Here is a 23,644-nt window from a genome sequence, read left to right as displayed (position 1 = left end):
TGTCCGAATTCGAGGGATATTCGACCAACGAGACATGTTTGCCCTCCGTAGACTGGTTCACATCAACAACCCACACGGAGAACAGCATGCAACTTACCGACAACACCATCCTCATCACCGGCGGCGCCTCGGGCATCGGCCGCGGCCTGGCCGAAGCCTTCCACAAGCTGGGCAACACCGTCATCATCGCGGGCCGCCGCAAGGCGCTGCTGGACGAGGTGGTCGAGGCCAACCCCGGCATGCACGCCGTCGAACTCGACATCGCCGATCCGGCCGCCATTCGCCGCGTCGCCGCCCAGCTGACCCGGGATTTCCCCAAGCTGAACGTCCTGGTCAACAACGCCGGGATCATGCCCTTCGACGATGCGGCCGGCGCGATCGACGAAGACACCATGCTGTCCACCGTCACGACCAACCTGCTCGGCCCGATCCGCATGAGTTCCGCCCTGATCGAACACCTCAAGCAGCAGCCGCGCGCCACCATCATCAACAACACCTCGGTGCTGGCCTATGTGCCGCTGGCCTCGACCGCCGTCTACTCGGCCACCAAGGCGGCCCTGCACTCGTACACGCTGTCGCAGCGCTTCATGCTGCGCGACACCTCGGTCAGGCTGCAGGAAATCGCCCCGCCCTGGGTGAACACCGACCTGATCGTCAAGAGCGACGACCCGCGCGCCATGCCGCTGGCCGCCTTCATCGAGCAGACCATGGCCGCGCTGGCGGGAGACAAGGAAGAAGTGGTGGTCGAATCCGCCCAGCCGATGCGGAACAACGCCGGTCCGAACGAGCACCAGCTGGTCAACGAGTTCAACGCCTACATTGCCGCGAACCCGATTCCCGTGATTTAACGGCCGGCCCCGATCGGCGGAGCGTAATGGTAGTCGTCGTTCGGCCTGCCGGTGACCACGTCGATCGGGCAGTGCTGCATCTGCAGCAGGATCCTGCGGTAGTCCTCGAGCGGCGGCATGCGCATCGCCTTGCGCCGCTCCTCCACCTTGGCGCGGTCGTCCATCGGCTGGAAATCGTAGGCGCAGGGCTTGCCGGCCGGCGCCATCAGCTGGGTGCCGTAGCGCTGGGGACGCCCTTCGGCGACCGCGACGCGGTCGGACAACAGCGCGAACAGCTGGTCCGGCGGCTGCCCGCTGTCGGCCGCCGCCTGTTCGATCAGCGCCAGCGCCTGCCGCTGGAAGGGCAGGTCATGATCGGCGTGCTGGGCCAGCAGCCAGGCCGCGCCGGCCGCCTGCTCCCCGTATTTCGCCTTGGTCGGCCAGCCGCATTGCGCGACGATGGCCTTCAGGCGCCGCGTGTTCTCGCGGTCGACGATGCGGATATGCTCCATCAGCTTCTCCTGGGCCGGCGTCTTTCCCTCCAGGTGGTTGATGCGCTTGCGCAGCGCCTGGTCGGCGCTCGTCATGCTGTCCAGGTCCGCCGCCACGCGATCGCACGCGGCCTGCGCCGGCAGGCAAGGAAGGATGGCGGCAAGCAGGATGGCGGCAGGGGTCGGCAGGCGGGGCATGGCGCTCGAATCAGGTGGCAGGACCGCCAGTGTAGGGTGGCCGCTGCCGGCGGTCCAGCCATCCTGCATAAGGCGGTCTATGCGTGCTGCGGCAAGCGTTTTTCCATGAACACCGAACGGATCCCGATTCCGCTGCGATGCGGATAGACCTCTTCGCGCACCGGGACAAAGCCCGCGCGCTCGTAGAACGGCACCGCGTTGAGCGATGCGGACAGGAACATGCGCGCCAGGCCGCGCAGCCGCGCCATGGTTTCCAGTTCGCGCATCAGCCGGAGGGCGATGCCGCGGCCCTGGTGCGCGGGCTCCACGAAGGCGGCATCGACCTCGCCCGTGTCCTGGTTGAGGATGGCGTAGCCGATCACCTGTCCGTTTTCTTCCGCCACCACGGCCCCGCCGGCCCGTACCCGCAGCGGCAGCGCGGCGGGCGGCCGCGTGGCACACCAGGTCTCGATCACGTCGGGCGGATAATGCGAGGCGCAGGTGGCGCGCACCGCGCGGGTGCGCAGCTCCCACAGCGCTGCCAGGTCGGCGCCGGTTGCCGAGCGTTGCATCAGCATGCTGTTCTCCCCGTTTCGGCTATCCAGGCAGTGTACACGCCATGCGCATGCAAAAGCGTGCGCCCTTCCGAAGCACGGCGGCGCGATAATCCGGCATCGCTTGCCGAACGAGGCAGACATGCAACGACGACCCTTCCTGGCGCTGCTGGCCGCCGCCAGCTTTCCCCTGCGCGCAGCGCCAGCGGAGACTGCCTTGTGGCAGCGCTTGCGCGCAGGCGGCCATGTGCTGCTGATCCGCCACGCCGCCACCGATCCCGGCATCGGCGATCCGCCCGGCTTCGTGCTGGAGCGCTGCGCGACCCAGCGCAACCTGTCCGAGGCCGGCCGGCGCGACTCGCGCCGCATCGGCGACGCCTTGCGCAGCCACGGCATTCCCATCGGCGCGGTGCTGTCGAGCCGCTGGTGCCGCTGCCTGGACACCGCCCGCCTGGTGTTCGGCAAGGCCGAGCCGGCCCCCATGCTCGATTCGATGTTCAACGACGACGACGGACGCCGCCGCGCCAAGGTGGCCGAGGTGCAGGCCAGGACCGGGGACTATGCGGGCAAGGCCAACCTCGTGCTGGTGACGCACGACATCAACATCCGCGCCCTGGTCGACATTTCCGTGGCGCAGGGCGAGATCGTGGTGGCCCGGCCCGCCGGCGACTACCTGGACAACCTGGGCGTACTTCGTGCGCATGAGTGAATAACGGGCGTACAATCGTCGGCACTGTCCTCAACCGGAGTGTGCCCATGAAACGTCTGTTCCTGCTGGCCACGTTGGTGGCCGCCACCGCTTCCGCCCACCATGGATGGAGCGAATACGATGCCGACAAGCCACTGCAGCTGACCGGCACGATCGAGGAATCCGGCTACATGCAGCCGCACGGCTACGTGCGCCTGAAGACGGCCGACAAGACCTGGCTGGTGGTGCTGGCGCCGCCGGGACGAATGGAAAACCGGGGCCTGGCCAAGGACATGCTGGCCACCGGCGGCAAGGCCACCGTGGTGGGCTACCAGAACCGCAACAAACCGGACGAATTGCGCGCCGAACGCATCACCATCGGCAGCAAGACCACGGAGCTGCGCTGATGCCCTACCAGGACGCGGCCGCCTGGGTCGCGTCCACACCGGTGGCGGCCGCCATGCGCGGCCACGCCTGGCTCTATCCCATCGTCGAGACCGCGCACATCCTCGGTTTTGCCGTGCTGGTGGGCGCGGTGGCGATGTTCGACCTGCGCGTGCTCGGCTTCGGCCGTGACTTGCCGGTCCAGGCGCTGGCGCGCCACCTGCTGCCCTGGTCGGTGGGCAGCCTCTTGCTGGTGGTGCCGACCGGGCTGCTGATGTTTTCCACCCAGCCGATCGAGATGCTGGGCAATCCCGTCTTCCTGCTCAAGCTGTGCCTGATCGCCGCGGCGGGGGTGAACGCCCTGCTGTTCCATCTCGGTCCCTACCGCCGCGCCGCCGAATGGCGGGACGGCATCCCAGCCTGGGCCAGGCTGCAGGCGGCGCTGTCGCTGCTGCTGTGGATCGCCGTGATCACTTGCGGGCGGATGCTGGCCTACGTGTGATACAGTCACCTGCCGCCATTCCCGAGCACGCCATGCTGAAACAGTTCACCACTCTTGCCCTCGCCTCCGCGCTGGCCAGCGCCGCGCAGGCTGCCATTCCGGTCTACGGATTCGTCGTCAAGAACACTTACCCCCACGATCCGCAAGCCTTCACCCAGGGCTTGTTCTTCCGCGATGGTTACCTGTACGAAAGCACCGGCCAGAACGGCAAGTCCTCGATCCGCAAGGTCGAACTCAAGAGCGGCAAGGTGGTCCAGAAGCAGGACTTGCCGCCCGAGGTGTTCGGCGAGGGAGCGACCGCGGTCGGCAACCAGCTGATCGGCCTGACCTGGACCTCGCAGGTGGGCTATGTGTTCGACCTGAAAAGCTTCAAGCTGAAGCAGAAGTTCGAGTACGTGGGCGAAGGCTGGGGCCTGGCGAACGACGCCAAACACCTGTACATGAGCGACGGCAGCTCTTTCATCCGCATCCTCGACGCCAGGACGATGAAGGAACTGCGCCGCATCCAGGTGACTGCCGAAGGCACGCCGATCAACCAGCTCAACGAGCTGGAAGTGGTCGGCGGCGAGCTGTATTCGAATATCTGGGGCACCGACGTCATCGCCCGCATCGACAAGGACAGCGGCAAGGTGATCGGCTGGATCAACCTGACCGGCCTGCTGCCGAAGGACCAGCGCGGCACCAGCAGTCCCGACGCCGTGCTCAATGGCATCGCCTGGGATGGCAAGAGCCAGCGCCTGTTCGTCACCGGCAAGCTGTGGCCCAAGCTGTTCGAGATCGAACTGGTGCCGCTGAAAAAATAATCAGCTGCGGTCGGTGACGTCGATCACCACCTTGCCGAAGTGCGAGCCCGATTCCATGTAGCGGTAGGCTTCCTGGGCTTGGGAAAACGGGAACACGCGGTCGATCACCGGCTTGACGCCCGTGGTGTCGGCGAAGCGCATCACGTCTTCCAGCATGGTGCGGCTGCCGACGTAGATGCCGACCATGCGCTTGGCCGTGGCCAGCAGCGAGGCCGGATTCACTTCGCCGCCGAAACCGCTCACGCCGCCGATGATGGCGATGGTGCCGCCCATCGCGGCCGCCGACACCGAGCGGTTCACCGTCCCCTGCCCGCCCACTTCCAGCACGACGTTGGCGCCCATGTTGTGGGTCAGGTGCAGGACTTCGTCATGCCACTCGGGAATGCTGCGGTAGTTGATGGTGTGGTGGGCGCCCAGTTCGCGCGCCCGCGCCAGCTTGTCGTCGCTCGAGGAGGTGACGATGGTGCGCAGGCCGGCCGCCCTGGCCAGCTGCAGGCCGAGGATGGAGACGCCGCCCGTGCCCAGCAGTAATACCGTATCGCCCGGCTTGATGTGATTGCTCGACACGAAGATCGCATTCCAGGCCGTGACCGCCGCGCAGGGCATGGTCGCCGCTTCGAGGAAGTCCAGGCCGGGAGGAATCCTGGCCAGCGCATCCTCGTGCAGGATGACCTCCTCGGCCAGCATGCCGTCGATGTCGCCGCCCAGGGCATGGCGGATCTTTTCCGGACTGGGCGCACCATCCAGCCAGAGCGGAAAGAAGGACCCGGCCACGCGGTCGCCCTTCTGGACCCGGGTGACGCCGGGGCCGGTGGCCAGCACCTCGCCGGCGCCGTCCGAACAGGGGATGATCGGATCGTCGACGGTAACCAGGTAGTTGCCGCTCGCCACCATCAAGTCGCGGTAGTTCAGCGAGACGGCGTGCATGCGAATACGGACTTCGCCCGCTCCCAGCTCGCGGTCCGGATAGTCGACGCATTGCAGACCGTCGATGTTTGCGCCAGGAAGTATTTGGTAAGCCCGCATCGGTATTCCTTTCTCGGTTGAGGAAAAGCTAGCACTACATCGGTTTGGCTACCATCAGCCAGAAGATCACCACGAAGGCCAGGAAGGCCGGCACCCCGAGCGTGACCCAGATCCGGAAATAGCGCCAGTACAGCGGCGGCAACTCGCCGCCTGCCCTGGCCGCTTCCGCCGCCATGTCGCGCATGCGGATCTGCAGCCACACCACCGGCAGCCAGCAGGCGCCCGCGATCACGTACAGGGCGAGCGACCACATGATCCACTTGCTGTGCAGCGGATAGCCGGCCAGGTGGATCATGTAGAAGCCGGTAGCCGGCTGGAGGATGGCCGTGGTGGCGGTGAACAGCCAGTCGGCGACGACCACGTACTTGGCGACCACGGCGATGGCGCGCACGTCGCGGCTGACGTTGGCGAACAGCATGTACCAGGCCGAGCCGATGCCGGTGCCGAACAGGAAGGTCGAGGACAGGATGTGCAGCCACTTCACGACGACGTATTCCATCTACTTTTCCTCCAGTTCGTAGAGCAGCCAGATGGCCGCGAGCATGGGCAGGTTCTTGGTCAGCGGCCCATAAGGGTGGAGCAGGAATTCCGGCAGCTTGAAGGCGATGACGACCGTATAAAAACCGATCAGGGCCAGCTGCGCCAGCCACAGCCAGCGCCGCCGTCCCAGGAACAGGATGCCCAGGCCCAGGATCAGGTCGAAGGTTGCGGCGCCGTACAGCATCAGCGGCTGCAGCGCTTCCGGAATGCCGCTGCGCGCGAGCAAGGCATAGCTGTCCTCGACCGGATACAGGCCGTAGGACACGATGGCCGTCAGGATCCACACCGCCGCGATGCTGTATCGCAAGACGGGCAGCAGCCATCCCAGTTTGGCGCGCGTGCGTTCCGCGCCCGGGTTGGTGATGAACTGCGAGACGGGGCGCGGCGGGTGGCCGATCAGGCGCGTGGCCAGCGAAGGATCGCCCGTGTTGCCGCGGTCCAGCATGCTGAGGGCGTCCTCGTCCAGCAGCGCGCCGGGCAGCAGGCGCCCCGCCTTGGCCGCCAGGCGCGCCAGTGGACCGGGAACCGGCAGCACGTGCAGGCGGCCCATGCCCATGGCCTTGCGCAGCGCCGCCAGGTAGTCGGTGAAGGGCATGGCCTGCGGCCCCACCAGCGGCACGCGCATGGCCGTGCCCTGTTCCGGTGGAATCGTCAGGCGATGCCTGAGCAGGCCGGCAATGGCGGCCACCAGGTCGTCGATGTGGATGGGTTGCACCAGCTGGGGAGCGCTGCCGAAACGCAGGGTGAAGGGCATGCTGGCCAGGGTGCGGAAGGCGCGCGCGCTGGCGCCTTCCGGGCCGTAGACCAGCGAGGGCTGGACGATCCAGGCGCGCACGGGAAGCGAGGCCAGGTAGTCGTCCGCCGCCTTCTTGGACAGGTGATAGCGCGTCTGTGCTTCGTGGTCGGCGCCCAGCGCCGACAGCTGGATCACCATCTGCACCTCGTGCGATTCGGCGCAGGCCGCGAACAGGGCGCGCGGGGTTTCCGTATGCAGGCGCTCGAAGGTCTGGCTGCCGCTCTCGCGGAAGATGCCGACCGTGTTGATCACGGCGTCGATGCCCGACAAGCGCGCCAGCCAGGTGGATTGTTCGGTATCGTTGGCGAAGTCAGCATGGATAGTCGTGATGCGCGGATCGCTGTCGCTTTTTGGCTTCCTCATTGCGCACACGACCTGGTGGCCTTCGGCCAGCAGCGCCTGCAGCAGGTGCTGTCCGATGAAACCGCTTGCTCCCGTCAGCAAGATCCGCATCCATGCTTCCTTTCACGTCATCAAGAAGAGGGTCCCATGCAAAACTCGGCATTACAGCGCGCCCTGGTATCCGGCACCGCATCCAGCATTCTCTCGACCGCGGCGCTGGCCCTGATGGGCAAGAAGGAAACCGGCAGCCCGTACGCGCCCACCAACGCGGTCAGCCACTACGTCCACGGCGAGAAAGCGGCGCACCGCGACGGCCTGTCGCTGCGCTACACCGTGCCCGGCTACCTGATCCACCACGCCAGCGCCACCTTCTGGTCCTTCGTGTTCGAGCGCTTCGCGGGCACCGTGCTGGACAAGAAGAGCCCGGTCGGCACCATGGCCGCGGCCGCCGCGACCTCGGCCCTGGCCGCCTTCACCGACTACAAGATCACGCCCAAGCCGCTGCACCCGGGCTACGAGAAGCGCCTGTCCAAGCCCTCGCTGGCCGTGGTCTACGGCGGCTTCGCCATCGGACTGGCCGTCGGCGCCATGCTGAGCCGCCGCAGCGAGACCTACAAAGTCTAGAACAGAAGGAAAAAACGTGCCGCCGTATGTCTATGCGTTAATTGTTCACGGCGTGATCGGCGGCATCGACGTGTTCCTCAACCACGAGCTGCTGGCCAGGCTGCCCTCGCGGCCGGAAGCGGCCGGCGAGGAAAGGATGCACAGCGCGCGCGAACTGCTGTTCGCGCTGCTGTTCCTGTCGCTGGCCTGGTGGGAGTGGCACGGTCCCTTCGTGTGGTGGATCGTGGCGCTGCTCGTCCTGGAAGTGCTGGTGTCGGCGCGCGACCTGGTGATCGAGGGCGATGTGCGCGTGCTGCCGGTGACGGAGCGGGTGCTGCACCTGTTCCTGTTCATGAACCTGGGCGCGATGTATGTGCTGACCGGGCAGGCGCTGCTGGCCTGGCGCGGCTTGCCGGCCGGGCTGGCGGCGGTCGATCATGGATGGGGGAGCTGGGTGCTTACTGCGATGGCGCTGGGCGCGCTGGCGTGGGCGGTGAGGGATGGGATGGCGGCCTTGCGGCTGGGGAAACTGAACGCGTCGGCAGTCTAGCCGCCGACGCTGTTTGCGTAGACTGCTGCTTAATTAACGAGCGGCAGCCTTTTTGCCGCGCATGCGCTGCACGATGGTCACCACCAGCAGCACGGCGGCGCCGATCAGCACGCCGGCCAGGGCGTCGACCACGGTCGGGGCGATCGCCGCCAGCACGCCGCCAATGGCGGGCACGCCTTCCACCGAGTGCGCCACGCCTTCCGAGAAGTGGTGCAGCGCCGGCAGCGAGTGGGCGACGATGCCGCCGCCGACCATGAACATGGCCGCGGTGCCGACCACCGACAGGAATTTCATCAGCCTGGGCGCCAGCGCCAGCAGCAGCTTGCCGAGGCCTTGTGCGGCGCTGCTCGCCTTGCGGCTCAGGTAGAGGCCGGCGTCGTCCAGCTTGACGATGCCCGCCACCAGGCCGTACACGCCCACCGTCATCGCCAGCGCGATCGCGACCAGTACCGCCACCTGCTGGCCGAACGGGGCGCCTGCCACGGTGCCCAGGGAAATCACGATGATTTCCGCCGACAGGATGAAGTCGGTGCGGATCGCGCCCTTGATCTTGTCCTTTTCGACCTCGCACAGGTCGACCGCCGGGTCGGACAGGGCCGCCACGTGTTCGGCGTGGTGCTGCTCGTCCTCCGCCTTGCTGTGCAGGTATTTATGCGCCAGCTTCTCGAAGCCTTCGTAGCACAGGAAGGCGCCGCCGATCATCAGGAGCGGCGTGATCAGCCAGGGAACGAAGGCCGAGATGGCCAGCGCCGCCGGCACCAGGATCGCCTTGTTCTTGAGCGAGCCCTTGGCGACCGCCCACACCACCGGCAGCTCGCGGTCGGCGTTGACGCCGGTCACCTGCTGGGCATTGAGCGCCAGGTCGTCGCCCAGCACGCCGGCTGTCTTCTTGGCGGCGACCTTGCTCATCACCGTTACGTCGTCGAGGACGCTCGCAATGTCGTCCAGTAGTGCCAGCAAACTTCCCCCAGCCATGAGTCATGCTCCCGAAATGTCAAATTCACATGATATTAACCGACGACAGGGGGCCAGTCGCACGGTTCAGCGCGGCTTTTTGCATTCCAGTCCCGGAAATCTGCATCTCGTCGCTTTTGATGGGCAGCTCGACGCTGGCATACGTATAGTGCGAGCAGTGGGCTGCGGTACTGCAGCCTCGTCCAATGAAGGAGATGCCATGAACACCGATTCGACCCTGCAAGCAGCACCGGTTCGCCGTAGCCGTCCGCCCAAACGCAAGACCCGCATCACGATTTACCTCGACGACGAAGTGCTGAAGGAATTCCGCAACCTGTCCGAGCGCTGCGGCACCGGCTACCAGACCCTGATTAATGCCGCCTTGCGCAACCGTTTGGGTGGCCCGATGGCAGAAACCAGCGCCGCATAAGGCCTCCTTCGGGAGAGCGAGATTACACAGAGCAATATTTATGCTAATCTTCCCGCTCTTTTAACCCCGGAGGGACCTATGAAAAAAGGCGAACTGATCGCGGAATTCGCGAAGCGCACCGAGATGTCCGGCGCTGCCGCAAACGACGCTGTGAACACCATCATCGAGATCATCACCGAGCGCCTGAAAAAGGGCGACACGGTCGGCATCACCGGCTTCGGCACCTTCTCGGTGACCAAGCGCGCCGCACGCAAGGGCCGCAACCCGGCCACCGGCGAAGTGATCAAGATTGCTGCGTCGAAGACCCCGCGCTTCGCTGCCGGCGCCACCCTGAAGGCCGCCGTCAATCCGAAGAAGAAGTAAGCATTACCCCACGGCTCGCGCCGCGGCCCCGCTCCATGGCGGCCGCGCGCGCTAGCTGGTTTCGCCTCCCCGCTGTATTATCCCCCTTCACTCCGTTCCCCTTTTCTCCCGTCGCAGCATGAGCTTCGCTACCTGGATCGCCTTCGTCATCGCCGGTACCCTGATCGCCATTTCGCCCGGCTCCGGCGCCGTGCTGTCGATGTCGCACGGCCTCGCCTACGGCCTCAAGAAAGCCAGCGGCACCGTGCTGGGATTGCAGCTGGGCCTGATCCTGGTGCTGATCATCGCCGGCGCCGGCGTGGGCTCCCTGCTGCTGGCTTCCTCGCTGGCCTTCACGGTGGTAAAGGTGGTCGGCGCGCTCTACCTGATCTACCTGGGCATCGCCCAGTGGCGCGCAGCGCCGTCGAGCGGCCCGATGGCCAGCACCGAAGGCCTGGAAGCCCACCCTTCCCTCGGCAAGCGTGTATTGACGGGCTTCCTGACCAATGCCACCAATCCCAAGGGCATCATCTTCATGGTGGCGGTGCTGCCGCAGTTCATCTCGAAAGATGCGCCGCTGCTGACCCAGCTGGCGATCCTCGGTGTGACCATGATCACCATCGACTCCATCGTGATGCACGGCTACGCCGCCCTGGCGGCCTCGATGCAGCGCTTCCTGCGCGATCCGCGCGCCATGCAGCTGCAGAACCGCGTCTTCGGCGCGGTGCTCATGGTGATCGGTTCGATGCTGTTCTTCGTCAAGCGCGGCGGCCAGCCGGCTTGATGAAGATGGCGCGATTGTGACGCGCGCGGGTTTCTGTCACGATCCAGGTGCAACTTTCTGTAACGCCTGTTGTCCCTGAAACAGCGCCTGCGTTGTAATCAGGTGGACACCTTCCGTCCGCGTTTTCGCTGGAGCCCGCCATGACCATCCGTTTGACCAAGACCGCTGCCGCGCTTGCCCTGGCGGTGTTTTCCACGCTCGCGGTGGCGCAGGACGACCTGCTCGAGACCGAGCCGCCCGGCCGCGTCGGCCGCGTGTCGCTGACCCAGGGCAAGGTCACCATCAACGGCGAGGTCGGCGAAGCCGCCAGCGACGCCCTGGTCAACTGGCCGGTCACCTCGCGCAACCTGGTCACCACCGCGCCCGGCGCGCGCACCGAGCTGCGCATCGGCTCGACCTCGGTGCGCCTGGACGGCGACAGCTCCCTCGAAGTGACCGAGCTGGACGACGACAGCCTGCGCCTGCGCCTGCACTACGGCAGCGCCAGCGTGCGCATCGTGAGCGAGGACGTGGCGCCGGAATTCGAACTCACGACGCCGCAGGCGCGCGTCCGGATGAACCGCCCGGGCCGCCTGCGCGTGGACGCCGAGCGCGTGCGCGACACCAGCCTGGTCAGCGTGTTCGACGGCGAGGCCCAGGTCGAAGGCGCCGGCGCCAGCCTGCTGGTGCGTGCCGGCCGCAGCGCCGAGGTGCGCGAGGACGACGTGCGCACCTTGCAGGCGCGCCGCGACGTCTTCGACGACTGGTCGCTCAGACGCGACAGGCAGCAGGACAGCGCGGTCTCCGCGCGCTACGTCACCACCGAGATGACCGGCTACGAAGAGCTGGACCGCTACGGCAGCTGGAGCCAGGATCCGGACTACGGCCACCTGTGGATACCGAGCGTGGCCGCCGGCTGGGTGCCCTACCGCGACGGCCGCTGGACCTGGATCGCGCCCTGGGGCTGGACCTGGGTCGACAACGCGCCCTGGGGCTATGCGCCCTTCCACTACGGCCGCTGGGTGCACGTAAAAAACCGCTGGGCCTGGGCGCCCGGCCGCCACAAGCACCGCCCGGTGTGGGCGCCGGCCCTGGTGGGCTGGGTCGGCGGCGGCGACTGGAACCTGCACTTCCATTCGCGCCGGATGCCGGCCCAGGGCTGGTATCCGCTCGGGCCGCATGACCGCTTCGTGCCGGGCTACCGCCTGTCGGACGAGCGCCTGCGCCGCCTGAATTCGCATGGCTGGCGCACGCGCGACCAGACCGGGCCGGACCGCCGCCCGGATTACCGGCATCGCGGCCTGACCGTGGTTCCGCAGGCCCAGTTCGGCCAGCGCGGCCCGGTCGTGGTGTCGAGCCTGCCGAAGGCGACTACCCCGCCGCTGGTGGCGCCCGGGACTGCCACCGGCGCCCCGCCGCCGCCGCTGGCTGTGCGCGAGCGCACCGGCCTGGACCGGCTCGAGCGTGATCGTTCCGAGCGCCAGCGCTGGGAAGCCGAGCGCGAGGCCCGCGAAAATGGCCGCGAGCGCGAGCGCGAGCGCGAACGCTACGCCCGCGGCCAGCGTCCGCCTGTGCTGTCGACGCATCCGCAGCAGCAATCGACGAGCGCCGCGCCGGTCTCCGGCTTCGCGCAGCAGGGACGCATCGTCACGCCGGCGCCCGCTCCTCTCCCCGCCCCTGCGCCGCTGGTGGCCCCTGTCCCGCCGGCTGCGCAGCCGCCGGTGACGCAGCGCCAACCGGCGCCGGTCCGCAGCTGGCAGCGCATGGAGCGCGACGACGACGGGCGCGAAAACTGGCGCGAAAGCGGACGTGAGAGCGGACGCGACGAGGCACGCAGCGCTTTCGAGAGCCGTCGCCAGCGTCCGCAGCCGGCCGCGATGCCGGCGCCCATGGTGCAGGCAGCGCCCGCACCGGTCGCGCAAGCTGCGCCCCCGCCTGCGCAGATGGCGCCGCTCCAGGCGGCGGTTCCGCCTCCACGCCCGAGCATGCCGCCACCCCAGGCCGTCGCTCCGCCACCACGTCCGAGCATGCCGCCGCCCCAGGCCGTCGCCCCGCCGCCGCGCGCCATGCCGATGCAGGCCGAGTCGTCCCCGGTGCCCGCAGCGGCCCGCGCCCGCAACGAACAGCGTGGATATACCGACGCAGGGCGTGACGAAGGGCGCGGACGCCACCAGGACCGCTGAAGCGCAGCCGCGCCTAGCCGCCCTCCCTGCCCGCGCCGTCGTCGAGCAGCATGCAGCCGGCGGTCGTGGTCGCGATCAGCTCGGCGCCGCAGCCTGTCTTCATGCCTTCCAGCGCGGCGCCGATGCCGCCGATGCTGTGCGAGCGGATGCCCTCGACGATGGGGAATTCGCCGCCGCACCGGGGGCAGGAAGTCATGTGCCCGCGCTGGGCGACCGGCCGGCCGTTGACCCGGATGAATTCGTTCCCTTCGAGGACTTCGCCGCCGTGCGAGGTGGGATCGCCCTTGAGGATCAATGCGCGCATCATGATGTCTGGCTCCTTTGGCAAGCTTCCACTCTAGGGTTGCGCATGCGTGGTGGCTTGAGAGCGCGCAAGCGTGCCAGGCCCAGTTTTCCCGTTCATGCCGCGAAAACTGCAGCTCGTCACATCCCGGTCGAGTTGCGGGAACTGTTTCGCTACAGTTGACTCATCGCGGCGGGCTGTCCTCCCGGTCCAAAGCGATGTGTATGTCCCGCTATGTCCCCCAAGGAATGGGAATAGTTCAGGCCGGCAATCAGCCGGCCTTTTTTTTCGCCAATCCAGCACCATCTATGGGTTTGGCTACAATGCCACCCTTTAAAGACAGGACTAGGACCATGGACCCGAAAGAATCCCTCATCGAATACCCGAGCGACTTCCCGATCAAGGTGATGGGCGCGACGCACGCGGATTTCGCCGCGACGATCATCGAGGTCGTGGCCAAATACGACCCGACTTTCCATGAAGGCAAGCTGCAGAGCCGTCCTTCCGCCAAGGGCAACTACACGGGCCTGACCTGCATCGTGCGCGCCACCAGCCGCGAGATGCTGGACGACGTCTATCGCGCCCTGTCCTCGCACCACATGGTGAAGATGGTTCTCTAAAGGATCAGGCCAGGAAAGCGACCCCGTCGGCGCAAGGGATCGCGCTGGCTTATAATGACGGGGCCGTCCATATTTTCGCTTGATACCTTCATGTCAACGCCCCGTCCCGCCACGCCGATCATCCGCGAGCTCGGCCGCGCCGAGTACGAACCCACTTTCGCCGCCATGCGCGCCTTCACCGATGCGCGCACGCCGGACACCCAGGACGAGCTGTGGATCGTCGAGCACCCGCCCGTCTTCACCCTGGGCCTGGGCGCCGACCGCGCTCACGTGCTGGCGCCGCACGACGTCCCGGTGGTGCAGACCGACCGCGGCGGCGAAGTGACTTTCCACGGTCCCGGCCAGGTCGTTATCTATTTGCTCATGGATCTGCGCCGCAACAAGCCGGGCGGCAAGCTGTACGCCCGCCAATTTGTTGCGAAAATCGAACAAGCGGTGATTGATGTGCTGGCGGCGTATAATCTTGCGGGTGAACGCGTCGCGGGCGCACCCGGCATCTACATGGCGGACGGTCCGCGCAAGGGCGCCAAGATCGCCGCGCTCGGCCTGAAAGTGCGCGGCAACGGCTGCACCTACCATGGCGTGTCGCTGAACGTGGCCATGGACCTGGCGCCGTTCACGTGGATCAACCCCTGCGGTTATTCCGGCCTGGCCACGGTCGACATGCGCACCATGGGCGTCGAAGCGCCGCTGGCCGACGTCCAGCAGGCTTTGGCGCGCGAACTGGTGCGCCAGCTGGCCACCAGCGACCTCGGCAGCACCGAGCCCGTCACCGAACAAACCAACTGAACGCCCTGAGGGCATACGCCAATGACTTCCGAAATCGATAACGGCAACGCCGCCGCCTCCGCCTACAACGCCAGCGAAAAGCAGAAGGGCGCCAGCAAGACGTCGCGCATCCCGATCAAGATCATTCCGATCGCCGAGACCGAGCGCCTGAAGAAGCCGGACTGGATCCGCGTGAAGGCGGCGACCGCGTCCTCGCGTTTCTACGAGATCAAGGACATCCTGCGCGCCAACAACCTGGTGACGGTGTGCGAGGAAGCCAGCTGCCCGAACATCGGCGAATGCTTCGGCAAGGGCACCGCGACCTTCATGATCATGGGCGACAAGTGCACCCGCCGCTGCCCGTTCTGCGACGTCGGCCATGGCCGTCCGGACCCGCTGGACGTCAACGAGCCGGGCAACCTGGCCAAGACCATCGCCGACCTGCGCCTGTCCTACGTCGTGATCACCTCGGTCGACCGCGACGACCTGCGTGACGGCGGCGCCGGCCACTTCGTCGAGTGCATCACCAAGACCCGCGCGCTGTCGCCGAACACCAAGATCGAAGTGCTGGTGCCGGACTTCCGCGGCCGCCTGGAAAAGGCCCTGAACATCTTCGCCGACGGCCTGCCGGACGTGATGAACCACAACCTGGAAACCGTGCCGCGCCTGTACAAGGAAGCGCGCCCGGGCGCCGACTACAAGCACTCGCTGGTGCTGCTGCGCGACTTCAAGAAGATGTACCCGAGCGCGGTCACCAAGTCGGGCCTGATGGTGGGCCTGGGCGAGACCGACGAAGAGATCCTGGAAGTGATGCGCGACATGCGCGAGCACGACATCGACATGCTGACCATTGGCCAGTACCTGGCGCCGTCGAACTCGCACCTGCCGGTGCGCCGCTACGTGCACCCGGACACCTTCAAGATGTTCGAAGAGAAGGCCTACGAGATGGGCTTCGTGCACGCCGCAGTGGGCGCGATGGTGCGTTCGTCCTACCACGCAGACCAGCAGGCGCACGACGCAGGCGTCGCCGCCTGAGTCTCCGGCTCGACTCCCCGCTAGCACTAGTTAGCACTGACTAGTACTCGCTAGCGTCCCCGTCGTCCCCGCGAAGGCGGGGATCCAAGTTTGTCAGCGTTTCGTTAACGCAAGCAGAACTTGGATCCCCGCCTTCGCGGGGACGACGGTTTTTAGGGTAGCGAAAAATAAATAGCGTAGATTTTCCTCCCCGCATCGAAACGCTGTACCCGCCGCATCCACGCTATAGTTGATAACAAGAAGACATCGTTCAAACGACCATGAGTGAGCACCGAGACCATCCCCCTTCCGACAACACCGAAGACGACGACGCTTACCTGGAGCGCGAGCTCGCACTCAGCCGCCGCGGCATCGAGCTGGTCAAGATGGAAGGCCGCGTTTTCCTGCGCTTCTCCGGCGAAGTGCGCTACGAAGGCCTGCGCGTGCCCTACCGCCTGGTGCCGGCGCGCGGCGTGCTGGCCAAGCCGAGCAAGTGGCGCAAGATGGACCTGCTGGCGCGCCGCGAGCTGATCGAGGAACGCACCTCTGAGGACGCCATCGCGCGCCTGCATGCCGAGACCGAGGAATTCGTCCAGGACATCGCCGAGGACGCCGACGAATTCGGCTGGAACCCCATGCTCTTCCTCGACGTGCTCGACGAGCTGGAAACCTCCGAGCCGGCCGAATTCGTGTTCCAGCGCATTTCGCAGCGTCTGACCCATGCGGTCGAACGCGAGCAGGAAGAGCGCCACGCCGCGCGCACCAAGGAAAGCATCAACCTGGCCGAGTATCCGCAGTCCTTCGACGTGGCCAGCCGCATGCCGCGCAAGTTCATCGCGCTGCTTGGGCCCACGAACTCCGGCAAGACCCACCGCGCAATGGAAGCGCTGGCCAAGGCTTCCAGCGGCGTCTATCTCGCGCCCCTGCGCCTGCTGGCACTGGAAAACTACGAGCGCCTGCAGGCCGCCCGTCCGCATGGCGAGGAGATCAAGGTCAGCTTGATCACCGGCGAGGAACGCCGCCTGGCGGAAGGCGCGACCCACGTGGCCAGCACGGTCGAGATGCTGGACACCAAGCGCCAGGTCGAAGTCGCCGTGATCGACGAGATCCAGATGCTGGCCGACCGCGACCGCGGCGCCGCCTGGACCACGGCCGTGTGCGGCGCCCCGGCAGCCACCGTCTACCTGGTCGGCGCCCCGGAAGCGCGGCGCGCGATCGAGGCCCTGGCCGAGCGCCTGGAAGTGCCGCTCGAAGTGCACGTCCTCAAGCGCATGGCGCCGCTGGCGATGGAAGATTCGCCTGTGCGCAAGCTGTCCAACCTGCGCCGCGGCGACGCGGTGATCGCTTTCTCGCGGCGCGACGTGCTGATGTGGCGCGACATGATTACCGAGAAGGGCCTGTCGGTGGCGACCGTCTACGGCAACCTGTCGCCGGAGGTGCGGCGCGCGCAGGCCGAACGCTTCCGCGAAGGGCAGGCCGACATCGTGGTCGGCACCGATGCGCTGGCGATGGGCTTGAACATGCCGATCGCGCGCATCGTGATGACCACCGCAGTCAAGTACAACGGCTATGAGGAGGAAGAGATCTCCGCCGCGCTGGCCAAGCAGATCGCCGGCCGGGCAGGGCGCTACGGCGTGCACGAGGAAGGCTTTGTCGCGGGCTACGACGACGAGACGCATTCGGTGATGCGCTCGCTGATGAAGGAAAAGATCCCGCCGGTGCCGGCCACCGGCTTCGCGGTGGCGCCTTCGCTGGAGCAGCTGCACCGGATCTCGTCGGTGACCGGCGAGACCTCGCTGGTGAAGCTGCTCAAGCGCTTCGTGCACAACATCGACGTACCGGACGGCTTCTTCTATCCGCGCATCACCGAGGAGCAGAACGAGCGCGCCGAATGGCTCGATACCTTGCCGCTGTCGGTGGCGGAGAAGTTCATGCTGTCGCTGGTGCCGATTTCGACCAAGGTGCCGATGCTGCAAAGCGCCTGGGAGCACTGGGCGCTGTCGCTGGCCAAGAAAAAGGTGTGCAAGCTGACGCCGCATCCGCAGCAGCTGTTCTACATGAACTTGCAGGAGGTCGAGGATACCTGCCGCATGTACTCGGCGTATGCGTGGCTGGGGTATCGGGAGCCGGAGTTCTTTCCGAGTATCGAGCAGGCGCAGGAGCTGGCGCGCGAGGCGTCGGAGAGGGTGGATTCCTTGTTGCAGCAGCAGAATGCGGCGGCGAGGCAGAGGCGTGGGGAAGGGGGCGGGCGCCGGAGGCGTTAAGATTTCCGGGCTGTTCTGCGAACTTAGGTTCCGGCCTTCGCCGGAACGACGACTCAACCGCTAGTGGTCCGCCTTAAGACCGTCGTTCCGGCGAAAGCCGGAACCCAAGTTTCGAAGAGCAGCCTACAGATTCGAGTGCACCCTCCAGCGTAAACAACCGACACCGTGTACGATCCCGCTTTTGCACTAACGAGCGACACATCGTGACCACCAAGCACACCCCCGAATCCTTCAACCAGTTCGGCTCCGCCTTCTTCCCCGGCCACCTGGGCATCCGCATCCTCGAAGTCAGCCCCGGCAAGGTCGCGGCCGAGATGAAGGTCGAACCCTTCCACCTGGCTCCCAACGGCTACCTGCACGCCGGCAGCGTCGTGACCCTGGCCGATACCTGCGCCGGCTACGGCTGCATCAGCAACCTCCCGGAAGGCGCCCAGAGCTTCACCACCATCGAACTGAAATCGAACCACCTGGGCACCGCGCGCGAAGGATTGATCACCTGCGTCGCCACGGCCGTTCATTGCGGCCGCACGACCCAGGTATGGGATGCGACGGTCACCGACCAGGCCAGCGGCAAGACCATCGCCCTGTTCCGCTGCACCCAGATGCTGCTGTATCCGAAGGCTTAACCAGCCAGTTCTTTTTGCAGCAGCGCCTGCAGCTGCGAAAAATCCGGCTCGCCGACATAGCGCTTGATGATTCGCCCCTGCTTGTCGATCACGAAGGTGGTCGGTGTCAGGCTGACGTCGCCGAACTGTTTGGCGATGTCGCCGGCGGAGTCGATCGCCACCTTGAACGGCAGCTTGCGCGTCTCGGTGAAGTTCAGCACGTAGTTGGGCGGGTCGTACTGCATCGCCACGGCGACGAACTCCAGCCCCTGTCCCTTGAACTTGTTGTAGGTCTCGACCATCGCCGGCATCTCCTTGACGCAGGTGACGCAGGACGTGGCCCAGAAGTTCACCATCACCACCTTGCCGCGCAGCGAAGCGGTCGAGATCTTCTCGCCATCGATGCCGATGAAGGTGACGTCGGGCGCCGGCGTGCTGCTGCTGAAGGAGGCATAGCCGACGCCGGCCAGCGCGAGCACCACCGCGGCGATGGCGGCAGGCTTGACCCAGGAACGGGAAGAGGTAGGAGCGGTCATGGTCGATGCGGATAAAAAAACGGCAGGACCATTATAGTCCTGCCGCTGTTTCAGGTTTCGCTCATTGCAGCTTATTGGGCCGGCTGGGCGTTCTTGTCCAGGAGCTTGACGTCTTCTTCGCTGATGTACTCGAAGACCTTCACGACCCGGTTCACGCCCGACACGCCCTTGGCGACGTCGGCGGCGATATTGCCTTCGCGCGGGGTGACGAGACCCTGCAGGTAGACCACGCCGCGCTCGGTCGTGACCTTGAACGAGTTCGCCGACACGGTCTTCATGTCGACCAGGCTGGCCTTGACCTTGGTGGTGATCAGCGCGTCGTTGGAACGCGAGGTGTAGCTCGACGGGCCGGCGATTTCCAGCTCGTTGATCACCGAGACCACGTTGGCGATGGCGCGCACTTCGCGCTCGACCGCCTGCTTCATCGCTTCGTCGCGCACTTCGCCGGTCAGCAGGACGCGGCGGTTGTAGCTGGTGACGTTGACGTGGCCGTTCTCGCCGGTGATCTGCGGCATCTTGAGCTCGGCCTTGACCGTGATCGATTTGTCTTCGGTCTGCATGCCCAGGGTGCGGCGGTCCAGCGAGGCCATCACGCCGGTGGCGGCGCCGCCCGCGACCAGGGCGACACAGCCCTGCAGCGAAGCCAGCAGGGCGGAACCCAGGACAACTTTGGTCAACAGCACGGCCATGGGCCGGCGCGCATTACGCATTCTCATCTCCTCCGAACAGCGCGACGTCGATACCGTCGCAAATACAGTGAATGGCAAGCAGGTGCACTTCCTGGATGCGCGCGGTGCGGGCATGCTGGACATTGATGTGCACGTCGGCGTCGGTCAGCAGTTTGCCGAGCGCGCCACCGTCCTTGCCGGTGAAGGCTACGATGCGCATTTCGCGCTCCAGCGCCGCCTCGACCGCCGCCAGCACGTTGGCCGAGTTGCCCGAGGTCGAAATCGCCAGCAGCACGTCGCCCGCCTGGCCGAAGGCCTGCACCTGCTTCGAGAAGATCTCCTTGAAGCTGTAGTCGTTGCCCACCGCCGTCATGATCGAGGTATCGGTGGTCAGTGCGATCGCCGGCAGCGGGAAGCGCTCGCGCTCGAAGCGCCCGACGAGTTCGGCAGCAAAGTGCTGGCAGTCGGCGGCGGAACCGCCGTTGCCGCATGCCAGGATCTTGTTGCCGTTGGACAGAGCGGAGAACATCAGTTCGACCGCCTGCGAAATGGATGGGGACAGGGCCGCGGCCGACTTCATCTTCAGGTCGGCGCTCTCCTGGAAGTGAGCGAGGATGCGTTGAGTGTTCATAGCCGACGATTATAGTGCAGTGGCAAGCACGGGCGGGCAATGATGGTAAAAATTGCTTACATTTCAATGACTCAGTTGATCACGTCCTTCAGCCAGGAAATCCGCTCGCCGTCGATGGCAATCACGTCGAAACGGCAGGGTGGAGTGACGGGAAAACGCAACAGGTAGACCTGGGCGGCCCGGGTCAGGCGGCGGATCTTGGCGGGAGTGATGCTGGCGGCGGCCCCGCCGTGCCCGGCGCCGCTGCGCTGGCGCACCTCGACGAATACCAGGGAAGCGCCGTCGCGCATGATCAGGTCGATTTCGCCGGCCTTGCAGCGGAAGTTCTGCTCGACCGGCGTCAGCTTGTGGCGCTTGAGGTAGGCGAGGGCGGCCTGTTCCCAGTCCTGGCCCTGGGCCTGCCGTAATGACAGGCGCCCGAGCCACATGTCAGCGCCCGAAAGCCGCTTGTTCGAACACGCCGCCGTCGCGATAGACGACGCCGGTTTCATCACGGCGGAAGCTTGGCGTGGCGCCGCCCATGTCGATCTTCAGGCGGCCGGTCACGCCGTCGACCTCGAACACGCTGCCCGGGCGCAGGGCCAGCTCGCGCGCGATGCGGAAGGCGTCGATGCCGAGCGCGTACAGACGCTGGGTGTCGACACCCTCGTTGCCGCTCCAGCGCGGATAGACGCTGACCGAAGGATGATCGGGCTGCACGGCCCAGGGCAGGTCGAGGATGCGCACGCCGGCCAGCTCCGGCGCGGCGGCGCCGGGATCGCGGCCCGGGTTGACCGAGGCGGTGCCGTAGGTCGGCAGCGAGGTGCCGAGCGCGCTGCGCACCTGGCGCAGCTGCACCGCGTCGAGCGCCGCATAGACCAGCTGCGGCGGCTCGGCCTGCAGGCGTGCGCGCAGGTCGGCCAATGCATTGCCGTCGACATAGCCGTCGGCGATCGGCAGTTCGGCCACCGCATGCGTGTTGCCCAGCTGCGACCAGCGCGCGGCGAAGGCGCCGGACAGGCGCTGCTGCCAGGCGGCCGGGCCGGTGACGATCAGGGCGCGGCCGCCCGGCTGTTCGGCGGCGGCCCAGTCGGCGACCTGGCGCGCTTCGTCTTCCAGCGACAGGCCGATGACCAGCATCTGGCGCGGCAGCGGGCCGCCGGTTTGCGGGTGATTGAGGGCAATCGTTGGTTTGCGGAGGCTGCCGCTGGACGCCAGCGCGGCCACGGCGGAACGGGCCAGGGGGCCGACCACGATGTCGTTCTGGTCGGCGGCGCGCGCGTAGGCGTCGAGCGTGGCCTGGGTGGAGTCGCCGGTGGACACCACGTTGACCGTGACGCCCGCGCGGTCGCGTTCCCAGGCGGCCATGAAGCCGGCGCGCAGCGCTTCGGCCGGCTGCGCCAGGGCTTGCGATTCGAGCGGCAGCAGCAGCGCGATGCGTGCGCCGGGACCGCCGGCCAGCGGCGCGGCCGCTGTGCCGTCGGCGCGCGGCGGCAGTTCGACCGGACTGGTGCGCGTGCCCGCGTCGGCAGGGGGCGGCGGGGTATAGCTTGGTTCGACAGGCGGCGCACTTGTCACCGGCGCCCTGGGCGCGCACAATCCGCCCGGCACGCCGCAGCCGGTATCGGGCGGCAAGGGTGTGCTGCCGCAGGCGGTGAGCAAACCTGCTACGCTCATGGCGCCAAGGGCAGTGATCGCGGCGCGCAGGCCCTTGAAATTATTCTTCTTCAGCATCGGAACCTCTTTTTATGGCAGAACAGCAGACCATCGACATCGCCCGGCTTCCCGTCATGGGCGAGGCGGCCCAGCAGTCCTATCCTACCGCAACGCTGTATGTCGTGGCTACACCGATCGGCAACGTCACCGACATCACGCTGCGCGCCCTGCACCTGCTGGCGCTGGCCGACGTCGTGGCCTGTGAAGACACGCGCAAGACGGGGGCCTTGCTGCAGCGCTTCGGCCTGAACAAGCAGACCATCGCCGCGCACCAGCACAACGAGCGCGAGGTGGCGGACAAGATCGTCGAACGCCTGCAGGCGGGCCAGCGCGTGGCCCTGGTTTCCGATGCGGGCACGCCGGCCGTGTCCGACCCCGGCGCGCGCATCGTCGATGCGGTGCGCAACGCCGGGCTGAACGTGGTGCCGCTGCCGGGGCCGTCGGCGGCGATTACCGCGCTGTCCGCGAGCGGGCTGGTGAACGACCGCTTCCACTTCGTCGGCTTCCTGCCGGCCAAGTCCAAGCAGCGCGAGGCGGCGCTGGCGCCCCTGGTGCGCGAGGCCTCGACCCTGGTGTTCTACGAGGCGCCGCACCGGATCGTCGATTGCGTCGAAGCCCTGATGGAGGCCTTCGAGCCGACGCGCCAGGTGGTGTTCGCGCGCGAGCTGTCCAAGCTGTTCGAGGAAGTGCACCGCTGCGCGCTGAGCGAGGCGCTGGCCTGGGTGAAGGCCGACCAGCACCGCGAGCGCGGCGAGTTCGTCGTGCTGGTGGAAGGCGCGGTGGCCGAGACCGACGAACAGGATGCGGAAGCGGAGCGCATCCTGCAGATCCTGCTCACCGAGTGCAGCGTGAAGCAGGCGGCGAACCTGGCGGCGCAGATCACGGGGCGCAAGAAGAACGCCTTGTACGAGCGCGCTTTGCAGATCAAGGGCGAATAAGCGTTCACCATTTACAGCCGCTGTTTTTCTTGTCCATCATCAGGTACAGCGGCGCCAGCAGGCCTCCCGGGATGCCGTCCTTGCAATTCGGGCGCTTGGCCTTGCTGATGGCGCGTGCCAGCTTCGATTCCGTCTGTAGCGGTTCTTCCGGAAATTGCGCCAGCGCTGTTCCCTCCTTGCCGGGATCGCGCAGATGCGCGTTCTCGCGTGCAATCCGGCGCGCGGCTTCCATGTCGAATTTGGGGGCGTCCTCGGGCGGCGTTTCCGGCTGCTGGACGATGAAGGGGGCCTCTGCTTCTTTTTTTGGCGTTATTGGCACGGCGATGATTTTTTTCCGGGGCGCGGTGCGCGCGGGCCGGGAAGCGGCCGGTGTTTGCGGCGGCGCCAGGCGTTGCGGCGGTTCCGGCGGAGGGGGAGGGCGGATCGTGACGGCGATCGGCGCCGGTTCGGCGAGGGCAAACACAGGCGCCGCAGGTCCCAGGCCGCGGTAGCCGAGCACGAACAGCAGGTGCACGGTCAGCGACACGGCGATACCGAGGAACAGCCGCCGGTTGGCGTAGGATGCTGTGAAAGTCACTGTATGGTCACCTCGCGGTCACCTCATCTGTGTCGAAGAATGCGACATTTCGGGGTATTTTGCCGCGAAACCTTGACCAGGTCACGCCGA

The 23,644-nt window shown here is 66.6% G+C and carries 30 protein-coding genes; 17 read left to right on the top strand and 13 right to left on the bottom strand.

Annotated elements, in window-relative coordinates:
- Positions 1-86 precede the first annotated feature (86 nt).
- Positions 87-848, top strand: coding sequence for an SDR family oxidoreductase (locus tag J8847_RS01860; protein ID WP_211522986.1), 762 nt, complete (start codon positions 87-89; stop codon positions 846-848).
- On the opposite strand, the gene J8847_RS01855 is transcribed toward J8847_RS01860, so the two are convergent.
- Complete coding sequence (locus J8847_RS01855) at positions 845-1,585, bottom strand: DUF6624 domain-containing protein (protein ID WP_211522985.1); 741 nt, start codon at positions 1,583-1,585, stop codon at positions 845-847. The two genes, J8847_RS01860 and J8847_RS01855, sit on opposite strands and share 4 nt — an antisense overlap.
- A gap of 8 nt (positions 1,586-1,593) precedes the next feature.
- The gene (locus J8847_RS01850) at positions 1,594-2,073 is read right to left on the bottom strand and encodes a GNAT family N-acetyltransferase (RefSeq protein WP_211522984.1); all 480 of its coding nucleotides are present in this window, start codon (positions 2,071-2,073) and stop codon (positions 1,594-1,596) included.
- A gap of 118 nt (positions 2,074-2,191) precedes the next feature.
- On the opposite strand from J8847_RS01850, the gene J8847_RS01845 reads away from it, so the two are divergent.
- Genes J8847_RS01845 through J8847_RS01830 form a run of 4 tightly spaced genes read left to right on the top strand, consistent with a single transcriptional unit; the run spans position 2,192 to position 4,426 of the window.
- A complete protein-coding gene (locus J8847_RS01845; RefSeq protein ID WP_211522983.1) occupies positions 2,192-2,758 on the top strand; it encodes a histidine phosphatase family protein in 567 nt (188 codons plus the stop codon).
- A gap of 47 nt (positions 2,759-2,805) precedes the next feature.
- Complete coding sequence (locus tag J8847_RS01840; RefSeq protein WP_211522982.1) at positions 2,806-3,144, top strand: DUF6152 family protein; 339 nt, start codon at positions 2,806-2,808, stop codon at positions 3,142-3,144.
- Complete coding sequence (locus J8847_RS01835) at positions 3,144-3,623, top strand: DUF6644 family protein (protein ID WP_229512455.1); 480 nt, start codon at positions 3,144-3,146, stop codon at positions 3,621-3,623. The genes J8847_RS01840 and J8847_RS01835 overlap by 1 nt, the downstream gene beginning before the upstream one ends.
- A 32-nt stretch (positions 3,624-3,655) precedes the next feature.
- Positions 3,656-4,426, top strand: a complete 771-nt coding sequence (locus tag J8847_RS01830) for a glutaminyl-peptide cyclotransferase (protein ID WP_211522981.1) — start codon at positions 3,656-3,658, stop codon at positions 4,424-4,426.
- Here the strand turns inward: J8847_RS01830 and J8847_RS01825 are convergent, their stop codons facing one another.
- Genes J8847_RS01825 through J8847_RS01815 form a run of 3 tightly spaced genes read right to left on the bottom strand, consistent with a single transcriptional unit; the run spans position 4,427 to position 7,241 of the window.
- A complete protein-coding gene (locus tag J8847_RS01825; RefSeq protein ID WP_211522980.1) occupies positions 4,427-5,452 on the bottom strand; it encodes an NAD(P)-dependent alcohol dehydrogenase in 1,026 nt (341 codons plus the stop codon).
- A gap of 34 nt (positions 5,453-5,486) precedes the next feature.
- Entirely contained in the window at positions 5,487-5,951 is a 465-nt protein-coding gene (locus J8847_RS01820) for a DUF2269 domain-containing protein (RefSeq protein ID WP_211522979.1), read from the bottom strand.
- Complete coding sequence (locus tag J8847_RS01815) at positions 5,952-7,241, bottom strand: SDR family oxidoreductase (RefSeq protein ID WP_211522978.1); 1,290 nt, start codon at positions 7,239-7,241, stop codon at positions 5,952-5,954.
- A gap of 36 nt (positions 7,242-7,277) precedes the next feature.
- Between J8847_RS01815 and J8847_RS01810 the strand changes: the two genes are divergently transcribed.
- Together J8847_RS01810 and J8847_RS01805 are read left to right on the top strand one after the other, a co-directional pair.
- Positions 7,278-7,754 carry a hypothetical protein gene (locus tag J8847_RS01810; protein ID WP_211522977.1) on the top strand — a complete coding sequence of 159 codons (477 nt, stop codon included), beginning with the start codon at positions 7,278-7,280 and terminating at the stop codon, positions 7,752-7,754.
- 16 nt (positions 7,755-7,770) lie between these two features.
- Positions 7,771-8,283, top strand: coding sequence for a hypothetical protein (locus J8847_RS01805; protein ID WP_211522976.1), 513 nt, complete (start codon positions 7,771-7,773; stop codon positions 8,281-8,283).
- A 33-nt stretch (positions 8,284-8,316) separates the two neighbouring features.
- Here J8847_RS01805 and J8847_RS01800 read toward each other — a convergent pair whose 3' ends face one another.
- On the bottom strand, positions 8,317-9,258 hold the full coding sequence (locus J8847_RS01800) for a DUF808 domain-containing protein (protein WP_211522975.1): 942 nt from the start codon (positions 9,256-9,258) through the stop codon (positions 8,317-8,319).
- A 199-nt stretch (positions 9,259-9,457) separates the two neighbouring features.
- Between J8847_RS01800 and J8847_RS01795 the strand changes: the two genes are divergently transcribed.
- The 4 genes from J8847_RS01795 (at position 9,458) to J8847_RS01780 (ending at position 12,955) form a co-directional block, all read left to right on the top strand.
- The gene (locus tag J8847_RS01795) at positions 9,458-9,667 is read left to right on the top strand and encodes a BrnA antitoxin family protein (RefSeq protein WP_211522974.1); all 210 of its coding nucleotides are present in this window, start codon (positions 9,458-9,460) and stop codon (positions 9,665-9,667) included.
- Positions 9,668-9,745: 78 nt separating this feature from the next.
- The gene (locus J8847_RS01790; protein WP_211522973.1) at positions 9,746-10,030 is read left to right on the top strand and encodes an HU family DNA-binding protein; all 285 of its coding nucleotides are present in this window, start codon (positions 9,746-9,748) and stop codon (positions 10,028-10,030) included.
- A 118-nt stretch (positions 10,031-10,148) separates the two neighbouring features.
- Positions 10,149-10,793 carry a LysE family transporter gene (locus tag J8847_RS01785; protein ID WP_211522972.1) on the top strand — a complete coding sequence of 215 codons (645 nt, stop codon included), beginning with the start codon at positions 10,149-10,151 and terminating at the stop codon, positions 10,791-10,793.
- A gap of 140 nt (positions 10,794-10,933) precedes the next feature.
- A complete protein-coding gene (locus J8847_RS01780; protein WP_211522971.1) occupies positions 10,934-12,955 on the top strand; it encodes a DUF6600 domain-containing protein in 2,022 nt (673 codons plus the stop codon).
- 13 nt (positions 12,956-12,968) lie between these two features.
- Here the strand turns inward: J8847_RS01780 and J8847_RS01775 are convergent, their stop codons facing one another.
- The gene (locus J8847_RS01775) at positions 12,969-13,262 is read right to left on the bottom strand and encodes a PAAR domain-containing protein (RefSeq protein WP_229512454.1); all 294 of its coding nucleotides are present in this window, start codon (positions 13,260-13,262) and stop codon (positions 12,969-12,971) included.
- Positions 13,263-13,591: 329 nt separating this feature from the next.
- Here J8847_RS01775 and J8847_RS01770 point away from each other — a divergent pair, with 329 nt between their 5' ends.
- The 5 genes from J8847_RS01770 to J8847_RS01750 all read left to right on the top strand — a co-directional run bounded on the left by J8847_RS01770 (position 13,592) and on the right by J8847_RS01750 (position 18,530).
- Entirely contained in the window at positions 13,592-13,858 is a 267-nt protein-coding gene (locus tag J8847_RS01770) for a DUF493 family protein (RefSeq protein ID WP_211522970.1), read from the top strand.
- Positions 13,859-13,948: 90 nt separating this feature from the next.
- Positions 13,949-14,647, top strand: a complete 699-nt coding sequence (lipB, locus tag J8847_RS01765; RefSeq protein ID WP_211522969.1) for a lipoyl(octanoyl) transferase LipB — start codon at positions 13,949-13,951, stop codon at positions 14,645-14,647.
- Between the two features lie 21 nt (positions 14,648-14,668).
- Positions 14,669-15,661 carry a lipoyl synthase gene (gene lipA / locus J8847_RS01760; RefSeq protein ID WP_211522968.1) on the top strand — a complete coding sequence of 331 codons (993 nt, stop codon included), beginning with the start codon at positions 14,669-14,671 and terminating at the stop codon, positions 15,659-15,661.
- A gap of 260 nt (positions 15,662-15,921) precedes the next feature.
- Positions 15,922-17,904, top strand: coding sequence for a helicase-related protein (locus tag J8847_RS01755; RefSeq protein WP_211522967.1), 1,983 nt, complete (start codon positions 15,922-15,924; stop codon positions 17,902-17,904).
- Positions 17,905-18,104: 200 nt separating this feature from the next.
- The gene (locus J8847_RS01750; protein WP_211523098.1) at positions 18,105-18,530 is read left to right on the top strand and encodes a PaaI family thioesterase; all 426 of its coding nucleotides are present in this window, start codon (positions 18,105-18,107) and stop codon (positions 18,528-18,530) included.
- Here J8847_RS01750 and J8847_RS01745 read toward each other — a convergent pair.
- The 5 genes from J8847_RS01745 to J8847_RS01725 all read right to left on the bottom strand — a co-directional run bounded on the left by J8847_RS01745 (position 18,527) and on the right by J8847_RS01725 (position 22,057).
- The gene (locus J8847_RS01745) at positions 18,527-19,045 is read right to left on the bottom strand and encodes a peroxiredoxin (RefSeq protein ID WP_211522966.1); all 519 of its coding nucleotides are present in this window, start codon (positions 19,043-19,045) and stop codon (positions 18,527-18,529) included. The two genes, J8847_RS01750 and J8847_RS01745, sit on opposite strands and share 4 nt — an antisense overlap.
- A 71-nt stretch (positions 19,046-19,116) precedes the next feature.
- Positions 19,117-19,755: a BON domain-containing protein gene (locus J8847_RS01740; RefSeq protein ID WP_229429544.1), complete on the bottom strand. Its 639-nt coding sequence runs from the start codon at positions 19,753-19,755 to the stop codon at positions 19,117-19,119.
- Positions 19,748-20,344 carry a phosphoheptose isomerase gene (locus tag J8847_RS01735; protein WP_211522965.1) on the bottom strand — a complete coding sequence of 199 codons (597 nt, stop codon included), beginning with the start codon at positions 20,342-20,344 and terminating at the stop codon, positions 19,748-19,750. Before J8847_RS01735 ends, J8847_RS01740 begins: the two co-directional genes overlap by 8 nt.
- Positions 20,345-20,415: 71 nt before the next feature.
- Entirely contained in the window at positions 20,416-20,772 is a 357-nt protein-coding gene (locus tag J8847_RS01730; RefSeq protein WP_211522964.1) for a YraN family protein, read from the bottom strand.
- A gap of 1 nt (position 20,773) precedes the next feature.
- Positions 20,774-22,057, bottom strand: coding sequence for a penicillin-binding protein activator (locus J8847_RS01725; protein ID WP_211522963.1), 1,284 nt, complete (start codon positions 22,055-22,057; stop codon positions 20,774-20,776).
- A 14-nt stretch (positions 22,058-22,071) separates the two neighbouring features.
- Between J8847_RS01725 and rsmI the strand changes: the two genes are divergently transcribed.
- Positions 22,072-22,977 carry a 16S rRNA (cytidine(1402)-2'-O)-methyltransferase gene (gene rsmI / locus J8847_RS01720; protein WP_211522962.1) on the top strand — a complete coding sequence of 302 codons (906 nt, stop codon included), beginning with the start codon at positions 22,072-22,074 and terminating at the stop codon, positions 22,975-22,977.
- Positions 22,978-22,981: 4 nt separating this feature from the next.
- Here the strand turns inward: rsmI and J8847_RS01715 are convergent, their stop codons facing one another.
- Entirely contained in the window at positions 22,982-23,503 is a 522-nt protein-coding gene (locus J8847_RS01715; RefSeq protein ID WP_211522961.1) for a hypothetical protein, read from the bottom strand.
- Positions 23,504-23,644 lie beyond the last annotated feature (141 nt).

This window comes from Massilia sp. AB1 (genome assembly GCF_018119385.1).
Classification (GTDB): Bacteria; Pseudomonadota; Gammaproteobacteria; order Burkholderiales; family Burkholderiaceae_D; genus Telluria.
This window is presented reverse-complemented; position numbering and strand designations above follow the sequence as displayed.